Source organism: Pantoea sp. Morm (assembly GCF_016643525.1).
GTDB classification, from domain to species: Bacteria; Pseudomonadota; Gammaproteobacteria; order Enterobacterales; family Enterobacteriaceae; genus Pantoea; species Pantoea dispersa.
Window position 1 is genome coordinate 31,706 of the sequence record NZ_VOQX01000002.1, and the last position, 18,393, is coordinate 50,098.

The 18,393-nt window shown below is 57.2% G+C and carries 12 protein-coding genes; 6 read left to right on the forward strand and 6 right to left on the reverse strand.

Translation table 11 applies throughout. The features are described from left to right. Positions 1 to 9: 9 nt before the first annotated feature. The 3 genes from focA to pflA all read left to right on the forward strand — a co-directional run bounded on the left by focA (position 10) and on the right by pflA (position 4,126). The gene (gene focA, locus FT726_RS00965) at positions 10 to 870 is read left to right on the forward strand and encodes a formate transporter FocA (RefSeq protein ID WP_346302315.1); all 861 of its coding nucleotides are present in this window, start codon (positions 10 to 12) and stop codon (positions 868 to 870) included. A gap of 69 nt (positions 871 to 939) precedes the next feature. After that, complete coding sequence (pflB, locus tag FT726_RS00970) at positions 940 to 3,222, forward strand: formate C-acetyltransferase (RefSeq protein ID WP_288422721.1); 2,283 nt, start codon at positions 940 to 942, stop codon at positions 3,220 to 3,222. A gap of 163 nt (positions 3,223 to 3,385) precedes the next feature. Further along, positions 3,386 to 4,126, forward strand: a complete 741-nt coding sequence (pflA, locus tag FT726_RS00975) for a pyruvate formate lyase 1-activating protein (RefSeq protein ID WP_058780812.1) — start codon at positions 3,386 to 3,388, stop codon at positions 4,124 to 4,126. Positions 4,127 to 4,225: 99 nt separating this feature from the next. On the opposite strand, the gene FT726_RS00980 is transcribed toward pflA, so the two are convergent. The 6 genes from FT726_RS00980 to lrp form a co-directional block, all read right to left on the reverse strand. Then, positions 4,226 to 5,377, reverse strand: coding sequence for an MFS transporter (locus tag FT726_RS00980; RefSeq protein ID WP_058769542.1), 1,152 nt, complete (start codon positions 5,375 to 5,377; stop codon positions 4,226 to 4,228). A gap of 313 nt (positions 5,378 to 5,690) precedes the next feature. Continuing rightward, positions 5,691 to 6,983, reverse strand: a complete 1,293-nt coding sequence (serS, locus tag FT726_RS00985; protein WP_346302316.1) for a serine--tRNA ligase — start codon at positions 6,981 to 6,983, stop codon at positions 5,691 to 5,693. Between the two features lie 97 nt (positions 6,984 to 7,080). Continuing rightward, a complete protein-coding gene (locus FT726_RS00990; protein ID WP_021508355.1) occupies positions 7,081 to 8,427 on the reverse strand; it encodes a replication-associated recombination protein A in 1,347 nt (448 codons plus the stop codon). Between the two features lie 7 nt (positions 8,428 to 8,434). Continuing rightward, positions 8,435 to 9,046: an outer membrane lipoprotein chaperone LolA gene (lolA, locus tag FT726_RS00995; RefSeq protein WP_010618286.1), complete on the reverse strand. Its 612-nt coding sequence runs from the start codon at positions 9,044 to 9,046 to the stop codon at positions 8,435 to 8,437. 173 nt (positions 9,047 to 9,219) lie between these two features. Next, positions 9,220 to 12,639 (reverse strand): DNA translocase FtsK 4TM domain-containing protein, encoded by a 3,420-nt coding sequence (locus FT726_RS01000; protein WP_346302317.1) that lies wholly within the window; start codon positions 12,637 to 12,639, stop codon positions 9,220 to 9,222. Positions 12,640 to 12,758: 119 nt separating this feature from the next. After that, entirely contained in the window at positions 12,759 to 13,253 is a 495-nt protein-coding gene (gene lrp, locus FT726_RS01005; protein WP_006118610.1) for a leucine-responsive transcriptional regulator Lrp, read from the reverse strand. Between the two features lie 521 nt (positions 13,254 to 13,774). Between lrp and trxB the strand changes: the two genes are divergently transcribed. The 3 genes from trxB to cydC all read left to right on the forward strand — a co-directional run bounded on the left by trxB (position 13,775) and on the right by cydC (position 18,388). Then, the gene (gene trxB, locus FT726_RS01010; protein ID WP_141496496.1) at positions 13,775 to 14,740 is read left to right on the forward strand and encodes a thioredoxin-disulfide reductase; all 966 of its coding nucleotides are present in this window, start codon (positions 13,775 to 13,777) and stop codon (positions 14,738 to 14,740) included. Positions 14,741 to 14,885: 145 nt separating this feature from the next. Further along, positions 14,886 to 16,658 (forward strand): heme ABC transporter permease/ATP-binding protein CydD, encoded by a 1,773-nt coding sequence (cydD, locus tag FT726_RS01015; protein WP_346302318.1) that lies wholly within the window; start codon positions 14,886 to 14,888, stop codon positions 16,656 to 16,658. Further along, on the forward strand, positions 16,658 to 18,388 hold the full coding sequence (gene cydC / locus FT726_RS01020; RefSeq protein WP_346302319.1) for a heme ABC transporter ATP-binding protein/permease CydC: 1,731 nt from the start codon (positions 16,658 to 16,660) through the stop codon (positions 18,386 to 18,388). Before cydD ends, cydC begins: the two co-directional genes overlap by 1 nt. Positions 18,389 to 18,393: the final 5 nt, after the last annotated feature.

The following is an 18,393-nucleotide window of genomic DNA, read 5'->3' on the forward strand; positions in this document are numbered from 1 at the left end:
AGCGTTAGTGTGAAAGCTGACAACCCTTTTAATTCATTATTACCGGCGGCGATGGCAAAAGTCGCAGAAGATGCCGGTGTCTATAAAGCGACGAAACATCCCTTAACCACCTTCTTTCTGGCTATCACTGCTGGCGTCTTTATTTCCATTGCCTTTGTGTTTTATATCACCGCCACCACCGGCAGCGGCACTATGCCGTACGGCATGGCCAAATTGATCGGTGGCATCTGCTTCTCACTGGGTTTGATGCTGGTTGTGGTCTGCGGCGCTGATTTGTTTACTTCAACGGTGCTGATCGTGGTGGCAAAAGCCAGCGGACGCATTAACTGGCTGCAACTGGGTCGTCACTGGCTCAATGTCTACGTTGGCAACCTGTGCGGCGCGCTGTTTTTTGTGGCGCTGATTTGGCTGGCCGGTGAGCATATGGTCGCAAATGGTGCCTGGGGATTGAATGTCTTACAGACCGCCGACCACAAAATGCATCATACGTTTATCGAAGCGGTAAGCCTCGGTACACTGGCTAACCTGATGGTGTGTCTGGCGGTGTGGATGAGCTACTCCGGCCGCAGCCTGCTCGACAAAATGGTGGCGATGATTTTACCGGTTGCGATGTTCGTAGCCAGCGGCTTTGAGCATAGCATCGCCAATATGTTCCTGATCCCGATGGCCATCATGATTCGCGATTTTGCCAGCCCGGAATTCTGGCAGATGACCGGTGCCAGCGCGGCGCAATTTCCTGCACTGGGCATTGGCGATTTTATTGTTAATAACCTGATTCCCGTGACCATCGGCAACATCATTGGCGGCGGTCTGTTAGTCGGGTTGACCTATTGGGTTATCTATCTGCGCGACGGTGAGTCCGCGCACTGAGTCATTAAGTACGGGCGTGCTGAGCAGCGCGCCATACGTTACAGTCTCCCTAAATAAGGCAGGTATATCATGTCCGAACTGAATGAAAAAATGGCGTCAGCCTGGGAAGGATTTAGCGCCGGTGAATGGCAGAACAGCGTCAACGTCCGTGACTTCATCCAAAAAAACTACACGCCGTATGAAGGTGACGAAGCATTCCTCGCCGGCGCGACGCCAGCCACCACCAAACTGTGGAACAGCGTGCTGGAAGGCATCAAAATTGAAAACCGTACCCATGCACCGGTTGATTTCGACACTGATTTAGCGTCTACCATCACCTCACACGATGCGGGCTATATTAACAAATCGCTGGAAACCATCGTTGGTCTGCAGACTGAAGCCCCGCTGAAACGCGCCATTATCCCGTTTGGCGGCATCAAAATGGTGGAAGGCTCCTGTAAAGTTTACGGCCGCGAGCTGGACCCGGCGCTGAAGAAAGTTTTCACCGATTACCGCAAAACCCACAACCAGGGCGTGTTTGACGTTTACACCCCGGATATCCTGCGCTGCCGTAAATCCGGCGTGCTGACCGGTCTGCCAGATGCGTATGGCCGCGGTCGTATTATCGGTGACTACCGTCGCGTCGCGCTGTACGGCATCGACTTCCTGATGAAAGACAAAGTGGCTCAGTTCAACTCACTGCAGAGTGACATGGAAAATGGCGTTGATCTCGAAGCCACCATTCGCCTGCGTGAAGAGATTTCTGAACAGCACCGCGCACTGGGCCAGATCAAAGAGATGGCAGCCAAATATGGCTTTGATATCTCTCTGCCAGCCACCACCGCGCAGGAAGCAGTACAGTGGACCTACTTCGGTTACCTCGCAGCAGTGAAATCACAAAACGGTGCCGCGATGTCGTTTGGTCGCGTGTCCACCTTCTTCGACGTTTACATCGAGCGCGATATCAAAGCCGGTAAACTGAGCGAAGAGCAGGCGCAGGAACTGATTGACCATCTGGTGATGAAACTGCGTATGGTGCGCTTCCTGCGTACGCCGGAATACGATGAACTGTTCTCTGGCGACCCAATCTGGGCCACTGAATCACTGGCTGGTATGGGCGTTGACGGTCGTACTCTGGTGACGAAAAGCACCTTCCGCTTCCTGAACACGCTGTACACCATGGGTCCATCACCGGAACCAAACATGACCATCCTGTGGTCTGAGAAACTGCCGGTTAACTTCAAAAAATATGCGGCAAAAGTCTCCATCGACACCTCATCGCTGCAGTATGAAAACGATGACCTGATGCGTCCGGACTTTGACAATGATGACTACGCCATCGCCTGCTGCGTGAGCCCGATGATTGTCGGTAAACAAATGCAGTTCTTCGGCGCACGTGCCAACCTGGCTAAAACACTGCTGTACGCAATCAACGGCGGTGTGGATGAGAAGCTGAAAATGCAGGTCGGCCCGAAAGAAGCGCCAATCACTGACGATGTGCTGGATTATGACACCGTGATGGCGCGCCTAGACCACTTCATGGACTGGCTGGCAAAACAGTACGTCACGTCACTCAACATCATCCACTACATGCATGATAAGTACAGTTATGAAGCCGCGCTGATGGCGCTGCACGATCGTGACGTTTATCGTACCATGGCGTGTGGTATCGCAGGCCTGTCTGTCGCCGCGGACTCACTTTCAGCGATTAAATATGCCAAAGTGAAACCCGTACGTGACGCCGATGGTCTGGCAGTGGACTTCGAAATTGAAGGTGAATATCCGCAGTTCGGTAACAACGACCCGCGCGTGGATGATCTGGCCTGTGACCTGGTTGAACGTTTCATGAAGAAAATTCAGAAACTGCAGACCTACCGTAATGCGGTGCCAACGCAGTCGGTACTGACCATCACCTCCAACGTGGTATACGGTAAGAAAACCGGTAACACCCCGGATGGTCGCCGCTCCGGTGCGCCATTTGGACCAGGTGCCAACCCAATGCATGGCCGTGACCAGAAAGGTGCTGTCGCTTCACTGACTTCCGTGGCCAAACTGCCATTTGCCTACGCCAAAGACGGTATCTCTTATACCTTCTCTATCGTACCGAATGCGCTGGGCAAAGATGATAACGTGCGTAAAACCAACCTTGCTGGCCTGATGGATGGTTACTTCCATCACGAAGCCAGTATCGAGGGCGGCCAGCACCTGAACGTTAACGTCATGAACCGTGAAATGCTGCTGGATGCCATGGAGCACCCTGAGAAATATCCACAGCTGACCATCCGCGTTTCCGGTTATGCCGTACGTTTCAACTCGCTGACGAAAGAGCAGCAGCAGGATGTGATTACCCGTACCTTTACTCAGTCGCTGTAATCCTCCTCACTGTAATCGAAAGGCTCCTGCGGGAGCCTTTTCTCCACAAGCCAGTTTCGCCAGTCTGCTTTTGCAGGCAGTCTGGCAAAACCGACTTACATCCTCAGAGCACAACACAGATTGTGCCGCCTGCGCGCCAGGCTGAACCGGAGAATACATCGCAATGTCAACCATCGGTCGTATCCACTCGTTTGAATCCTGCGGCACCGTTGACGGTCCCGGCATCCGTTTTATCACCTTCTTCCAGGGCTGCCTGATGCGCTGCCTGTACTGCCACAACCGCGATACCTGGGACACTCACGGCGGTAAGGAAATCACCGTCGATGAGCTGATGAGGGATGTGCTGTCGTATCGCCACTTTATGAATGCGTCTGGTGGCGGCGTGACGGCATCCGGCGGTGAAGCCATTCTGCAGGCTGAATTTGTGCGCGACTGGTTTCGCGCCTGCCAGGCCGAGGGCATCCATACCTGCCTCGACACCAACGGCTTTGTGCGCCGTTACGATCCGGTGATCGATGAACTGCTTGATGCAACTGACCTGGTGATGCTCGACCTCAAGCAGATCAACGATGATATCCATGAGATTCTGGTCGGCGTGTCAAACCACCGCACGCTGGATTTCGCCCGCTATCTGCAAAAGCGCGGTAAAAGGACCTGGATTCGCTATGTGGTGGTGCCGGGTTATTCGGACGATGACGATTCGGTACATCGCCTCGGTGAATTTACTAAAGACATGACTAACATTGAGAAGATCGAGCTGCTGCCTTATCACGAACTCGGCAAGCACAAATGGATTGCAATGGGTGAAGAGTACAAGCTGGAAGGCGTGAAGCCGCCAACGAAAGAGACGATGGAGCGGGTGAAAAATATTCTTGCCGGTTACGGCCATAACGTCATGTATTAAGACTGTTGGAGTGTAGCTAAAGCCTCGCCGGCAAGACACAGAGGCGTTACCGCCGGGACATTTGCGACAGGTTGCGAATGTCCCGTTTAAGCACCGCCATCAGGCATGCGCCACCGGTGTTGCGTGCTGATCGGCTTTACGCAGCAGCATCACCAGATAGACCAGCGCCACCACCGCAATCATCACAAACAGCAGGCGATCGGAATAGTTCTGCATCAGCATCGCGGTCATCCCCGGCCCGACCAGACTGCCAACGGTATAACTGAACAGCAGCGCCTGATTCATCGCCACCAGTTCATGATGCGCCACCGTTTCACACGCCCAGGACATCGCTACCGGATAAAGCGTAAAGCCAGCCAGCCCCAGCACAAACAGTGCCGGTGCCATTGCCGTTCCGCTCAGCATAGCAATCGCACCCAGTATCACCACGAACACCTGCACGCGCAGCACCATCAGGCGACCAAAGCGGTCGGCAAGACGTCCTACCGGCCACTGACCGACAATCCCGGCACTGACCAGCAGCGCCATCCAGTAACCCACGGTGGCATCGCTCATGCCCTGATGCGAAAGATAAAGCGGCATCAGGCCGTAAAGCGAACCGAGAACGATACCTGAGATAATGCAGCCGTTGATACCTAACCGCGAACTGCGGCGGCGCAGCATGCTCCAGATACGCCCGGTTGAAGCTTCTTCAGTAGCCGCACCGGCGTTGACCTGCACAAACACCACGGGCAGCACGGCACAGACGATCAGCGCGCTCACCCAGGGAATGACGTGCAGCAGTTCTGTCGAGACACGGCTCACCAGCAGCTGACCGGCAACGGTGCCAAGATAGTAGATGATCATGTAAGCGGCCAGCAGCTGACCGCGATTGCGCACGGTACCGCTGCACAATAGTGCACTCTCAACCACCACCCAAATCAGTGCACAGCCTACGCCCGCGGTGAAGCGCAGCAGCGTCCAGCTGTAAAAGCCGTCCAGCAGCACCATGCCCATGGTTGCCAGCGCAAACAGTACGCTGGCAAGGTAAAAGCAGCGATTAAAGCCATAGCGATTAATCAACCAGCCCGCCAGCAAGGTGCCCAGTAAGTTGCCGGTGTAATAAGCAGAGCTCGCCATGCCCACCTGCCAGGTCGGCAGTTGATCGTGAGTGAGCCACAGCGGCACCAGCGTATTAAGCACAGCAATAGACACCGTCATTAGCATTAAGCCGCAAAGCAGCAGCAGGACGGGGCGCGACCAGGTTGACATAGGGAATAAAACCAAAAGAAATGAACAGATTTGCGCGCAGTTTGCCATTGACGATGGCAAAGTCAATGTGCAAAAAAACAGCGCCGCACATTTTGCTGCTGAACAATTTATTATTTTTATCTTCAGCGGGTTACAGGGCTTGAGAAAGGTCTTATATCTGAATCTATCTACATGAATTTATACATTTTTGATGGTTTGACGCGCAGCCATTACGATAACGTTTATTTCTGATTAATTCCGGTTAAAAAATAATGGCTGATGCGCTTAAGAAATAAAAAACCCGGCCTGAGCCGGGTTTGTGCATGAGTGCAAATTAGCCGATATATTCCAGCCCGCCCATATACGGGCGCAGCACGTCCGGCACCGCAATGCGACCATCCGCCTGCTGATAGTTTTCCAGCACGGCTACCAGCGTACGACCCACCGCCAGGCCTGAACCATTCAGCGTGTGCACCAGACGCGGTTTTTTGTCCGTTTTGCTGCGGCAGCGAGCCTGCATGCGGCGCGCCTGGAAATCCCACATATTCGAGCAGGAGGAGATTTCACGGTAGGTGTCCTGTGCCGGCAGCCAGACTTCCAGGTCATAGGTTTTGGCTGAGCCGAAGCCCATGTCACCGGTGCACAGCAGCACTTTACGGTACGGCAGGTGCAGCAACTGCAGGACTTTCTCCGCATGGCCGACCAGCTCTTCCAGCGCGTCCATGGAGGTTTCCGGTGCGACGATCTGCACCATCTCCACTTTGTCGAACTGGTGCATACGGATCAAACCGCGCGTATCGCGTCCGTAAGAACCGGCTTCGGAACGGAAGCAAGGTGTGTGGGCTGTAAGTTTGATCGGCAGAGATTCCTCTTCAACGATCTCATCGCGCACCAGGTTAGTCAGCGGCACTTCGGCGGTCGGGATGAGCGCATAGTTACTGCTGCCTGCTTCTTCGCCCAGCGGTTTGGTATGGAACAGATCCTCACCAAATTTTGGTAACTGACCGGTACCGTACAGCGTCTCGTGGTTCGCCAGATACGGCACGTAGGTTTCCAGATAACCGTGCTGCTGGCTGTGCAGATCGATCATGAACTGGCTCAGCGCGCGATGCAGACGGGCAATCTGGCCCTGCATCACGATAAAGCGCGAACCGGTCAGTTTCACCGCCGAGGCGAAATCCAGCCCTTTGACCGCTTCACCCAGCTCAACATGGTCTTTCACCGGGAAATCGAACTGGCGCGGCTGGCCCCAGCGGCTCACTTCCTGGTTTTCGCTGTCATCTTTACCCAGCGGCACTTCGTCGGCCGGCAGGTTCGGCAGCGCAAGCGCAAAGTCACGAATTTCGTTCTGCAGGGTATCCAGCTCTGCTTTCGCCGCATCCAGGCGTTCGCCCAGCGCGTTCACTTCCTGACGCAGCGGCTCGATATCTTCCCCACGTGCTTTGGCCTGACCGATGGATTTGGAGCGGGAGTTACGCTCAGCCTGCAGGTTTTCAGTTTCTACCTGCAAAACCTTACGACGCTCTTCGAGGGAGCGCAGCGTATCCACATCCAGTTTAAATCCCCGGCGTGCCAGTTTTTCTGCGACTGCGTCTGGCTCATTACGCAGCAGATTGGGATCGAGCATGCTTATCCTGTGTAATAAAAGGTTGATTGAACGAATGGAGGGATGCATTCCACTGGAATGCATTGAAATCCTTGCTCACCTTACCGTAACGCGTTTATCAGCGGTAGCGTTTTATCGGGCTATTTTGATCCTGTTCAGCAAGCCAGGCGAGTTTTTCACCGATCTTGCTTTCAAGGCCACGATTGGTGGGTTGATAGTAGCGCGTCTGCGCCATTTCCGGCGGGAAAAACACCTCGCCGGCCGCATAGGCATTGGGTTCGTCATGCGCGTAACGGTACTCTTTGCCGAGGCCCATCTCTTTCATCAGCTTCGTCGGTGCATTGCGCAGATGTTCCGGCACATCGTAATCCGGGAACTCACGCGCATCACGCATCGCCGCTTTGAAGGCGGTATAAACAGCATTGCTTTTTGGCGCGCAGGCCAGATAAACAATTGCCTGGGCAATTGCACGTTCCCCTTCCGCAGGCCCGACGCGGGTAAAACAATCCCATGCGGCAATTGCTACCTGCATGGCGCGCGGATCGGCATTACCGACATCTTCCGAAGCAATCGCCAGCAGCCGCCGCGCCACGTACAGCGGATCGCCACCGGCAGTGATGATGCGCGCGTACCAGTAAAGCGCCGCATCCGGGGCTGAACCACGAACCGATTTGTGCAGTGCCGAGATGAGATCGTAAAAGCGGTCGCCTTTGTTATCGAAACGCGCCGCGCGTTCACCCGACACTTCATTCAGCAGCTGTGGCGTTAGCTCCCGCTGTCCCTGCGCATTTAGCTCAGCCATATCGGCCATCATTTCCAGCGTATTCAGTGCGCGTCGTGCATCACCATTGACCAGTTCAGCGATCATGCGCCGGGTATTGTCCGGTAACAGAATATCGCTGTCGCCGTAGCCGCGCGTTTTATCCTGCATCGCCTGATCCAGCACCTGTTCAATATCTGCGCTGGTCAGCGATTTAAGCAGATAAACGCGGGCGCGCGACAGCAGTGCCGAGTTCAGTTCAAAGGAGGGATTTTCCGTGGTTGCGCCAATGAAGGTGATGGTGCCGTCTTCAATGTGTGGCAGAAACGCATCCTGCTGGCTCTTGTTGAAGCGATGCACCTCATCAACAAACAGAATAGTGCGACGCCCCACCTGGCGGTTCTGCCGCGCGCGCTCAATGGCCTCGCGGATCTCTTTAACGCCGGAAGTCACCGCTGAAATGCGTTCGACATCGGCTTTGCCGTAATGCGCGATGATCTCCGCCAGCGTGGTTTTACCGGTACCCGGCGGTCCCCATAAGATCATGGAGTGCAGCTGACCCGCCTCAATAGCGCGCGGCAACGGCTTACCGGCCGCGAGCAGATGCTGCTGACCAATATATTGCTGCAGCGTCGCTGGCCGCATACGCGCAGCCAGCGGTCTGAACTCATTTGACGGTGCAAAATCCAGCGACAGGTTACTCACCCTCACCTCACTGACGTTGATCGTCCACCGTTACCCCTTTTGGCGGCGTAAAGGTGAATTTATCCGGGCTGATAGCGCCATTTTTCTGGCTCTTCAGCTGATAGCTGCTGCGCTGTCCATCCTGCTCAATCGCGCTGAACTGATTGATGGTGCCTGCGGAAGTGACATTGATGGTGAACTGTTTCAGGTTGCCATCGCTGCTTTTAGGCGTCAGCTCAAAATTATCCCCCTGCTGCTTAATGTTGTACTGCTGCCAGTCAGAGGGCTGGTTACGCGCAATCAGCATAAACGGCGTGTTGCTGGTGGCATTCTGCAGCAGGCTAACGCTCGCCTGTTCCACAAAAGGATTATAGAACCACAGATTTTTACCGTCGGAGATAATCACGCTTTCGTCCGGTGCAGTCATGTGCCAGTTAAACAGGCTCGGACGTTTTACCCACAGTTCGCCTTCGCCGTCCTGCACATTTGCGCCGCTACCGTCAGTCACCTTCTGACTGAAGCTGGCATGGAAGCTGTTCACTTTATTAAGGCGCTGCTGCAGATCGCTGGAAGCATCCGCCAGGGCAGAAGAAGCAACAAAACCGGCCAGCAGGCCACAGGCAATAACGCGAAATTTCATCTGATACGATTCCTTATTCATGGTTTCCTGACACTTACTGCATTAACCGTAGTCGCCGCTCCGTCAGTACGACAGGAGAAAAAGCCGAAAGCTCCCAATGATATGGGGATCGGACCACAGATAAACAACGGGCCAGTTTACACTGGCCCGGCATAACACTGCGGAGAAAAGTCTTACATTTCGTGAGGTGGCGGTGACAGCACTTCACGGTTACCGTTGTGGCCTGGCTCCGAGACAATGCCCTGCGCCTCCATCTGTTCGATAATCCGCGCCGCGCGGTTGTAGCCAATACGGAACTGGCGCTGCACGCCGGAGATCGACGCGCGGCGTTTCTCCACCACGAACGCCACCGCCTGGTCAAACAGCGGATCCAGCTCTTCATCGCCGTCCAGGCCGCCACCACCGCTTTCACTCTCTTCACCGGCGGTAATGCTGTCGATGTACTGCGGTCGCCCACGCGCTTTCCAGTCCTGCACCACCGCATGCACTTCCTGGTCACGCACAAAGGCGCCGTGAACACGTACCGGCATGGAGGAGTTAGGTGGCATGTAGAGCATGTCACCCATACCCAGCAGGGATTCCGCACCGCCCTGATCGAGAATGGTACGCGAGTCAATTTTACTGGACACGGTAAAGGCGATGCGCGTCGGAATGTTGGCCTTAATCAGGCCGGTAATCACATCCACCGACGGACGCTGGGTAGCCAGCACCAGGTGAATACCTGCCGCACGGGCTTTCTGGGCCAGGCGCGCGATCAGCTCTTCGACCTTCTTGCCCACCGCCATCATCAGGTCAGCGAACTCATCAACCAGCACCACAATGTACGGCAGTTTTTCCAGCACCGGCGGCGTGGTGTCCATGCTGTCGCCCGGTTTCCAGAACGGGTCCGGAATTGGCCGGCCCATTGCGGCCGCCTGCTCGATCTTCTCGTTATAGCCGGCCAGATTACGTACGCCCAGCGCAGACATCAGCTTATAGCGGCGCTCCATTTCGACCACACTCCAGCGCAGCGCGTTGGCCGCGTCTTTCATGTCGGTGACCACTTCCGTCAGCAGATGGGGAATGCCCTCATACACTGACAGCTCGAGCATTTTCGGGTCGATCATGATAAAGCGCACTTCTTCCGGCGTGGCTTTATACAGCATGCTGATGATCATGGTGTTGACGCCAACCGACTTACCGGAACCGGTGGTACCGGCCACCAGCAGGTGAGGCATCTTCGCCAGATCGGCCACCACGGGCTGACCAGAGATATCTTTACCCAGCACCACCGACAGTGGCGAAGGGTTGTCGCGGAACTTATCGCAGTCCAGCACCTCACGCAGATAGACGGTCTGACGATGTTTATTGGGGAGTTCGAGGCCGACATAAGGCTTGCCCGGAATCACCTCAACCACACGCACCGCAACGGCAGAGAGCGAACGTGCCAGGTCGCGCGACAGATTAGAAATACGTGCCGCCTTGACGCCCGGCGCCAGATCCAGTTCAAAGCGGGTGATTACCGGCCCTGGAGAGATGCCCACCACTTCGGCTTTCACGCGGTAATCCGCCAGACGCGCTTCAACCAGACGCGCGGTCTGTTCCAGTGCGAACATATCCACCGGTTCCTCTTCCGCTGGCGGCGACGTCAGCAGATCCAGCGTCGGCAGCGGCGTGGAAGGTTTCTCCAGTGGCTGTTCGTGACGTACCAGGAAGGGGTGGAACAGACTGTCCTGCGCAGGGGCGACAGGCTTCGGCGTTTCAGCCGGCGCGGCGTAAACCTCGTCGTCTGGCGTTGACCACGGGCTGGTTTCCTCGCTCAGCGATGCGGGTACCGCCGACTCAGGTGCCGCTGGCTGCTGCCACTGGGCCGGGGCGTCCGGCTCTGGCGTGGCGGCAATGGTAAACAACGGTTCGCTCGGCGTGTCATCAACCAGATCTTTCATCGGAGAGAAATCAAACGCGGCTGAGGTATCCAGATTAAATACTGGTGCGCTCTCCTGCTCAGGCTGGCTGTAACGCTGTTGCTGCTGCTGAGCAAACTGCTGCGCCAGCTGGGCCTGCTGCAGCGCCTCTTCATCTTCTTCCTCTGCCGGCTGCTGCTGCCAGCTGTCGCCGTACCGCTGCTGCTGCTGCGAATGGAACGCTTCGCGCAACTGGGCTTCCTGCAGCGCAGCATTATCATCATCGTGCGGCTGGGGCACTTGCCAGCTGGCGCTGATTTCCGGCTGCTGCTGGTCGGCCTCTTCACGTGCCTTCTCTTCTGCCATGCGTTGCGATGGCAGTTTGATACCGTATGAGGCCAGCTCACGCCGGGTTGGCAGCTTAACCTTGTTAGGACGCGGCAGTTCCGGGCCGATGCCCTGTTTCACCTGCGGGTTGTAATCGCGCTCCGGCACCACATCAAAGGCTGGCGTGTAAGCCGCAGAGCGGGCAGCAGCGGCGGCCGTCGCTGAACCGAGTGCGGCAGCGGCTGCCGTATTCAGCGGTGTGGCGGCCTGATCGGCACTCTGCCAGTTACCCATGCGCGGGCCATCGTCTTCTTCAGCGAGCGAGAAGGCGTCGGCGGCCGGTGACGCAGGCACTTCGAAGCGATATAACGGAGGAGCCGCTGGCGCGGACTCTGCTGGCGAAATAGCTGGCGTCGCAGGCGCACTGGCAACGGATGCCGATGCCGGCGCAGCTGCAGCCAGCTGTGACGGCGCAGGTTGTGGAGCTACGTTTACCGCCGGTGCGGAGGGCTCAGGTGCCGCGACGGACGGCACCTGACGTGCGGCGTCGCTAGTGGCGGCCAGCGCAGCCGCGGTAGCCGCACTGGCTTTCGCCAGCAGGGGATCGTCGCTGGCGACTTCAGCCACAGGTTCCGCTACCTGTCGGGGCTTAGCCAGCAGTACGTCATCTTCGTCGTCCTGAGCCGGCGCAGCGCGCAGTGGCGGAACCGCGTCGTCGGGGTGCGCCTCGTCGTAGTCGTCTTCTTCCTGCCAGGGTTCATCATGGCGCGAGCGGTTGCTGGCAAAGGTCAGCACGCCCATCACCACGCTGCCGATCTTCTCGGCAATCGCCAGCCAGGACCAGCCGGTATAAAGCGTGATACCCGCCGCCCAGACGCACAGCAGCGTCAGCGTGCCACCGGCACCGCTGAACCACGGCGCCATCGCATTGCTCACCAGGCTGCCAATCACGCCGCCTGAGGCAAAATACCAGATATCGTCCACGTTCAGCGCAGCCAGTCCGCAGGTGGTCACCACCAGCGCCAGCACGCCAATCAGCCGCAGGCCCACCGCAAAATAGTCGATGTAATCCTGGCGATCGCGCTGACGGAAAGTGATCCAGCACAGACCAATAATCACTGGCGGAATGGCGTAGGCCATCACACCAAAAATAAACAGCAGGGTATCGGCCAGCCATGCGCCCACGCTGCCGCCCAGATTGTGGATCGGCTCGTGCCAGGCGGTTTGTGACCAGCTGGGATCGGAGGGATTAAAGCTAACCAGCGACACCATCAGATAGATGGCAAACAAGGCCACCAGGATGAGCAACGCTTCCAGCAGCCGACGTCCGCTGCTCAGTGGTTGTAATGAAACGTCTTTGTCTTCTGTATATTCCTGGCTCAAGAGAACTCTCCAGGTGCCTGTAAATTAAGAAGGCAACAGCGCCAGGCTTGCCTGACGCTGGTCCTGTATGAATTCACAGGAGTGTACCGAAATCCTGCAAGCTTTGCACCTGCCCTGCGTTACCGGGTCTTAATCACCAGACGATTGCTCTGTTTGACCTCTTCCATCACCACGTAGGTACGGGTGTCGTTGACGCCCGGCAGGCGCAGCAAGGTCTCACCCAGCAGTTTACGGTAGGCGGACATATCCGGCACGCGGGTTTTCAACAGGTAGTCAAAGTCACCGGAAACGAGGTGACATTCTTGAGTTTCCTCAAGTTTTTGTACAGCGGCGTTAAATTGTTCAAACACATCTGGCGCGCCGCGATTCAGAGTAATCTCAACGAATACCAGCAGTGAAGCATCGAGATAGTGCGGGTTCAGCTGCGCGGTGTAGCCCAGAATGAAACCCTGACGTTCCAGGCGACGTACGCGTTCAAGACAAGGTGTTGGCGAGAGGCCGACACGTTTTGAAAGCTCAACGTTGGAAATACGACCGTCTTTCTGCAGTTCATTCAGAATATTTCTGTCGATCCGATCCAGATCTTTTCCGGGGCGTTTCTTGTTGTCTACCATTATTATTGTCTCTCTTAATTCCTTCCCTTTACCTGCCAAACCCTGAAAACGTTCAATGTTCAGGGCCTTACTGAAGTGAAGTCTTTAAGCCTGTGCAGTAACGCGACCATCCGTATGACGCATGCTGTCTGTCCACATCATGCGTCATTACCAATGTCAGGCTGAGTTTATTTGGCGAAATTGCGCAAAACAGAGCTGAAATTCTGTTTCGAACCGCTAAATTTTCTCTGCTTCTGACAATGTTTTCGCAAAAGCGCAGGCGATTGTCAAAGTAAAACATCCAAATTCAGTACAAGATGCCAGACAGCGTACTGGGTTGCTGTTTTTAAATGAGAATTTTTATACAGCTGCACCACAAATTGCCGAGCAATGCCCCCTTTTGGCGCAGCGCGCGTGCAGAATTGCCATTCATCGTCTACGCCGCTTGCAGTGATTGTTAACAAAATTGCTGAAACCTTTTTTTGCGACCGTAATTTCCCTACAATCGAAAACTATGTTGTCAGACACACACTGAGGAACGCATGAGTACGGCCAAACACAGTAAGCTGCTCATTCTGGGCTCCGGCCCTGCCGGTTACACCGCAGCGGTTTATGCCGCCCGCGCTAACCTGAACCCGGTATTGATTACCGGACTGGAAAAAGGCGGCCAGCTCACCACCACGACTGAAGTCGAAAACTGGCCGGGCGACCCGCACGATCTGACCGGCCCTGCGCTGATGGAACGCATGCAGGAGCATGCTGAGAAGTTCAACACCGAAATCATCTTTGATCATATTCACACGGTTGATTTGCAGAACCGTCCGTTCCGCCTGACCGGCGACAGCGGCGAATACACGGCGGATGCGCTGATCATCGCGACCGGTGCTTCAGCGCGCTATCTTGGCCTGCCGTCAGAAGAGGCATTCAAAGGCAAAGGGGTTTCCGCCTGCGCCACCTGTGATGGTTTCTTCTATCGCAACCAAAAAGTCGCGGTTATTGGCGGCGGTAACACGGCCGTTGAAGAGGCGCTCTATCTGGCGAACATCGCTTCCGAAGTGCACCTGATTCACCGTCGTGACAGCTTTCGCGCTGAGAAAATCCTGATTGACCGCCTGATGGAGAAAGTGCGTAACGGCAACATCGTGCTGCACACTGACCGCGCGCTGGACGAGGTGGTAGGCGATCAGATGGGCGTTACCGGGTTGAAACTCTCGTCAACCAAAGGTGAAGCCCCGATCTCGCTGGAAGTGGCGGGCCTGTTTGTCGCCATCGGTCATAGTCCGAACACGGCGATTTTCGATGGCCAGTTGGATCTGGAAAACGGCTATATCAAAGTGCAGTCCGGCCTGCAGGGCAACGCCACGCAGACCAGCGTGCCGGGCGTGTTCGCTGCCGGTGACGTGATGGACCACATCTATCGTCAGGCCATTACCTCTGCCGGTACCGGCTGTATGGCCGCGCTGGATGCGGAACGTTATCTGGATGGTCTGGTTAAAAACGATAAGTAAGTTGTTAATTATCTGATCATAATTGCACTGAGGCGGCCACTTTTGGTCGCCTTTTTTATCGCCTGCGTGCTACAGTTCTGCCACCCGTCTGTCCGGCATTTAGCGTCGGATTTTGCCTCTCGTCACGGTGATCAAACGGCTTCGCATGAACAAATCACGGCAACACGAACTGCTGCGCTGGTTACGCCAGCAACGTCATCATGGCGCACGCAGCCTGCGACTGGCTTCGCTGGCAGGTTTTGCTGCGGCGTTAATTCTCATCGCCCAGGCCTGGCTACTGGCTTCCCTGCTGCAAAAACTGCTGGTGGAACAGCAACCCCGCGCTGAACTGGTGAGTGATTTCCTGTTACTACTGCTGTGCTTCGCACTGCGCGCCGCGCTGCACTATGGTCGTGAGATGGCCGGCTTCAGGGCCGGCGTGGCGATTCGCCGTGCACTGCGGCAACAGGTGCTGGACCGGCTGAACGCGCTCGGTCCGGCCTGGATTCAGGGCAAACCGGCCGGGAGCTGGGCAACGCTGCTGCTGGAACAGATTGAAGAGATGCAGGAGTATTACGCGCGCTATCTGCCGCAGATGTCGCTGGCGGTGTTTGTGCCCTGCGCCATCCTGATCGCCATTTTTCCGATTAACTGGGCCGCCGGACTGATTCTGCTGGCGACCGCACCGCTGATTCCGCTGTTTATGGCGCTGGTCGGCATGGGTGCGGCCGATGCCAATCGGCGTAATTTTCTTGCGCTGGCGCGTCTGAGCGGCGATTTCTATGACCGGCTGCGCGGACGCGAAACGCTGCGCCTGTTTCACCGCGCGGACGCTGAGCAGCAGGCGATTGCCGCCACTACGCAGGATTTTCGTCAGCGCACTATGGAAGTGCTGCGCCTCGCCTTTCTCTCCTCTGCGGTGCTGGAGTTTTTCGCCTCGCTGGCGATTGCCGTGGTCGCGGTCTATTTCGGCTTCTCGTATCTGGGTGAACTCAATTTTGGCCACTACGGCACCGGCGTGACGCTGTTTGCCGGTTTCCTCGCGCTGATTCTTGCCCCCGAATTTTTCCAGCCGCTGCGCGATCTTGGCACCTTTTACCATGCCAAAGCGCAGGCGGTGGGCGGCGCAGACGCGCTGGATACCTTCCTGCGCGAAACGCCCCAGCGCACGCCGCAGGCGGCCACGCAAACGCTGGATGCGGACGCGCCACTCTCCCTCCGGGCGCAGGATCTGGTGATCATGACCGCCACCGGCGAGGCGCTGTCACAGCCGCTGAATTTCAGCCTTACTCCCGGTCAGCGCGTGGCGCTGGTCGGACAAAGCGGGGCCGGAAAAAGTGCGCTGATGAATGTCCTGCTCGGTTTTCTGCCCTATCAGGGTTCACTGTGCATTAACGGCCAGGAACTGCGCGACATCAGCCGCAGCAGCTGGCAGCAGCAGCTCGCCTGGGTAGGACAAAATCCGCAGCTGCCGGCGGCGACGCTGCGTGACAATCTCCAGCTCACTGACACGCCGGTGGACGAGGCCACGCTGACCGCCGTGCTGCAGCGCGCTGGCGTCAGCGAATTTTTGTCGCTTCTGCCGCAGGGGCTGGATACGCCAGTTGGCGATGGCGGCATCGGCCTGTCCGTTGGGCAGGCACAGCGCATCGCCGTTGCACGGGCGCTGCTGAAACCGGCCCGCCTGCTGCTGCTGGACGAACCGGGATCCGGGCTCGACAGCCAGAGCGAGCAGCACGTGATGGGCGCGCTACAGCAGGCCGCACTGCAGCAAACCACGTTAATGATTACCCATCAGCTGCACGCCCTCGACCAGTGGGATGAAGTGTGGGTGATGCAGGCCGGACAACTGGTGCAGCAGGGCCACTGGCAACAGCTGATCGCAGAAGCCGGCCCGCTGCGCGAGCTGGCGCAGCATCGTCAGAAGGAGATTGCCTGATGCGCACGTTACTGCCTTTCCTGCGCCTGTATCGCCGCCATCCGTGGCGTTTAGGTCTTGGCGTGGTGCTGGCGATTGTCACGCTGCTCGCCAGCATCGGCTTGCTGACGCTGTCCGGCTGGTTTCTTGCTGCCTCCTCGCTGGCTGGCGTCGCCGGCCTGTACAGCTTCAATTACATGCTGCCCGCAGCCGGTGTGCGTGGCGCGGCAATCACCCGCACCGCCGCGCGCTATTTTGAACGGCTGGTGAGCCACGACGCCACTTTCCGCGTGCTGCAACATCTGCGCGTCTTTACCTTTAGCCGGCTGATGGCGCTGGCACCGGCGCAGCTGGCGCGCTTTCGCAACGGTGAACTGCTGAACCGCTTTGTCAGCGATGTCGATACCCTCGACCATCTCTATTTACGCGTTATTTCTCCGCTGCTGGGTGCGGCGGTGGTGATTTTGGTGGTGACCTGTGGCCTGGCGCTACTCGATATGCGACTGGCGCTGCTGCTCGGGGCGATCATGTTGCTGACGCTGCTGCTGATGCCACCGCTATTCTGGCGGCTCGGCGCGCGCACAGGCGCGCAGATTGCCCGTTACCAGGCTCGCTGGCGCCTGCAACTGACGCACTGGCTCAGCGGACTGGCCGAGCTGCAGATTTACGGCGCGGCGGCGCTGTGGCGACAGCGGCTGGATCAGGAAGAACGGGCGTGGCAACAGGCGCAGCAGCAGCAGCACCGGCTGCAGGCGCTGGCGCAGAGCCTGCTTACGTTGATCGCCGGCAGTACCGTTACGCTGCTGCTGTGGCTGGCCGCCAGCGGCGTCGGCACCAATAGCACACCGGGTGCACTGATTGCCCTGTTTGTGTTTTGCGCGCTGGCCGCGTTTGAAGCGCTGGCACCGGTGGCCGGCGCATTTCTGCCACTGGCGCAGGTGACGCACGCGGCGCAGCGCGTGCAGGAGATCATCGATCAACCGCCAGCGATTCACTTCCCGACACAACCGATCGCGACGCAGCGCGGCCTCAGCCTGACGCTGGAACAGATCGATCTCAGCTATCCGCAGCGGCCAGAAGCGGTGCTGCACAATTTCTCTCTGACGTTAGCAGCCGGTGAACATCTGGCGCTGCTGGGCCCGACCGGCTGCGGAAAATCCAGCCTGCTGGCGCTGATCACGCGCGGCTGGGAAGCTCAGCGCGGCACGATTCGCCTGAACGGGATTGATCTGGCGGCGTGGGACGAAGCCAGCCTGCGTCAACGCATCAGCGTTGTCACGCAGCGCGTCCATCTGTTCAGCCAGACGCTGCGCGCTAACCTGCTGCTGGCAGCACCACAGGCCAGCGATGCACAGCTGATTGACGTATTGCAGCGGGTTGGGCTGGCGCATCTGACGCAGCACAGCGAAGGGCTAAATGCATGGATGGGTGAAGGCGGCCGGCCGCTGTCCGGCGGTGAACTGCGCCGGCTGGCGATCGCCCGTGCGCTGCTGAACGATGGCGATCTGTGGCTGCTGGATGAGCCGACCGAAGGTCTGGATGCTGCGACCGAGCAGCAGATTCTCACGTTGCTACAGCAGGTTAGCCAGGGAAAAACGCTGATCATGGTGACGCATCGCCTGAGTGGACTGGAAAAAATGGATCGCATCTGTGTGCTTGACGGTGGGCAGATTATCGAATCCGGCAGCCATGACGAATTAATCTCAAAAGCGGGACGCTACTGGCGTTTCCAGCAGCGCTTTGCGCTATAGTCTAT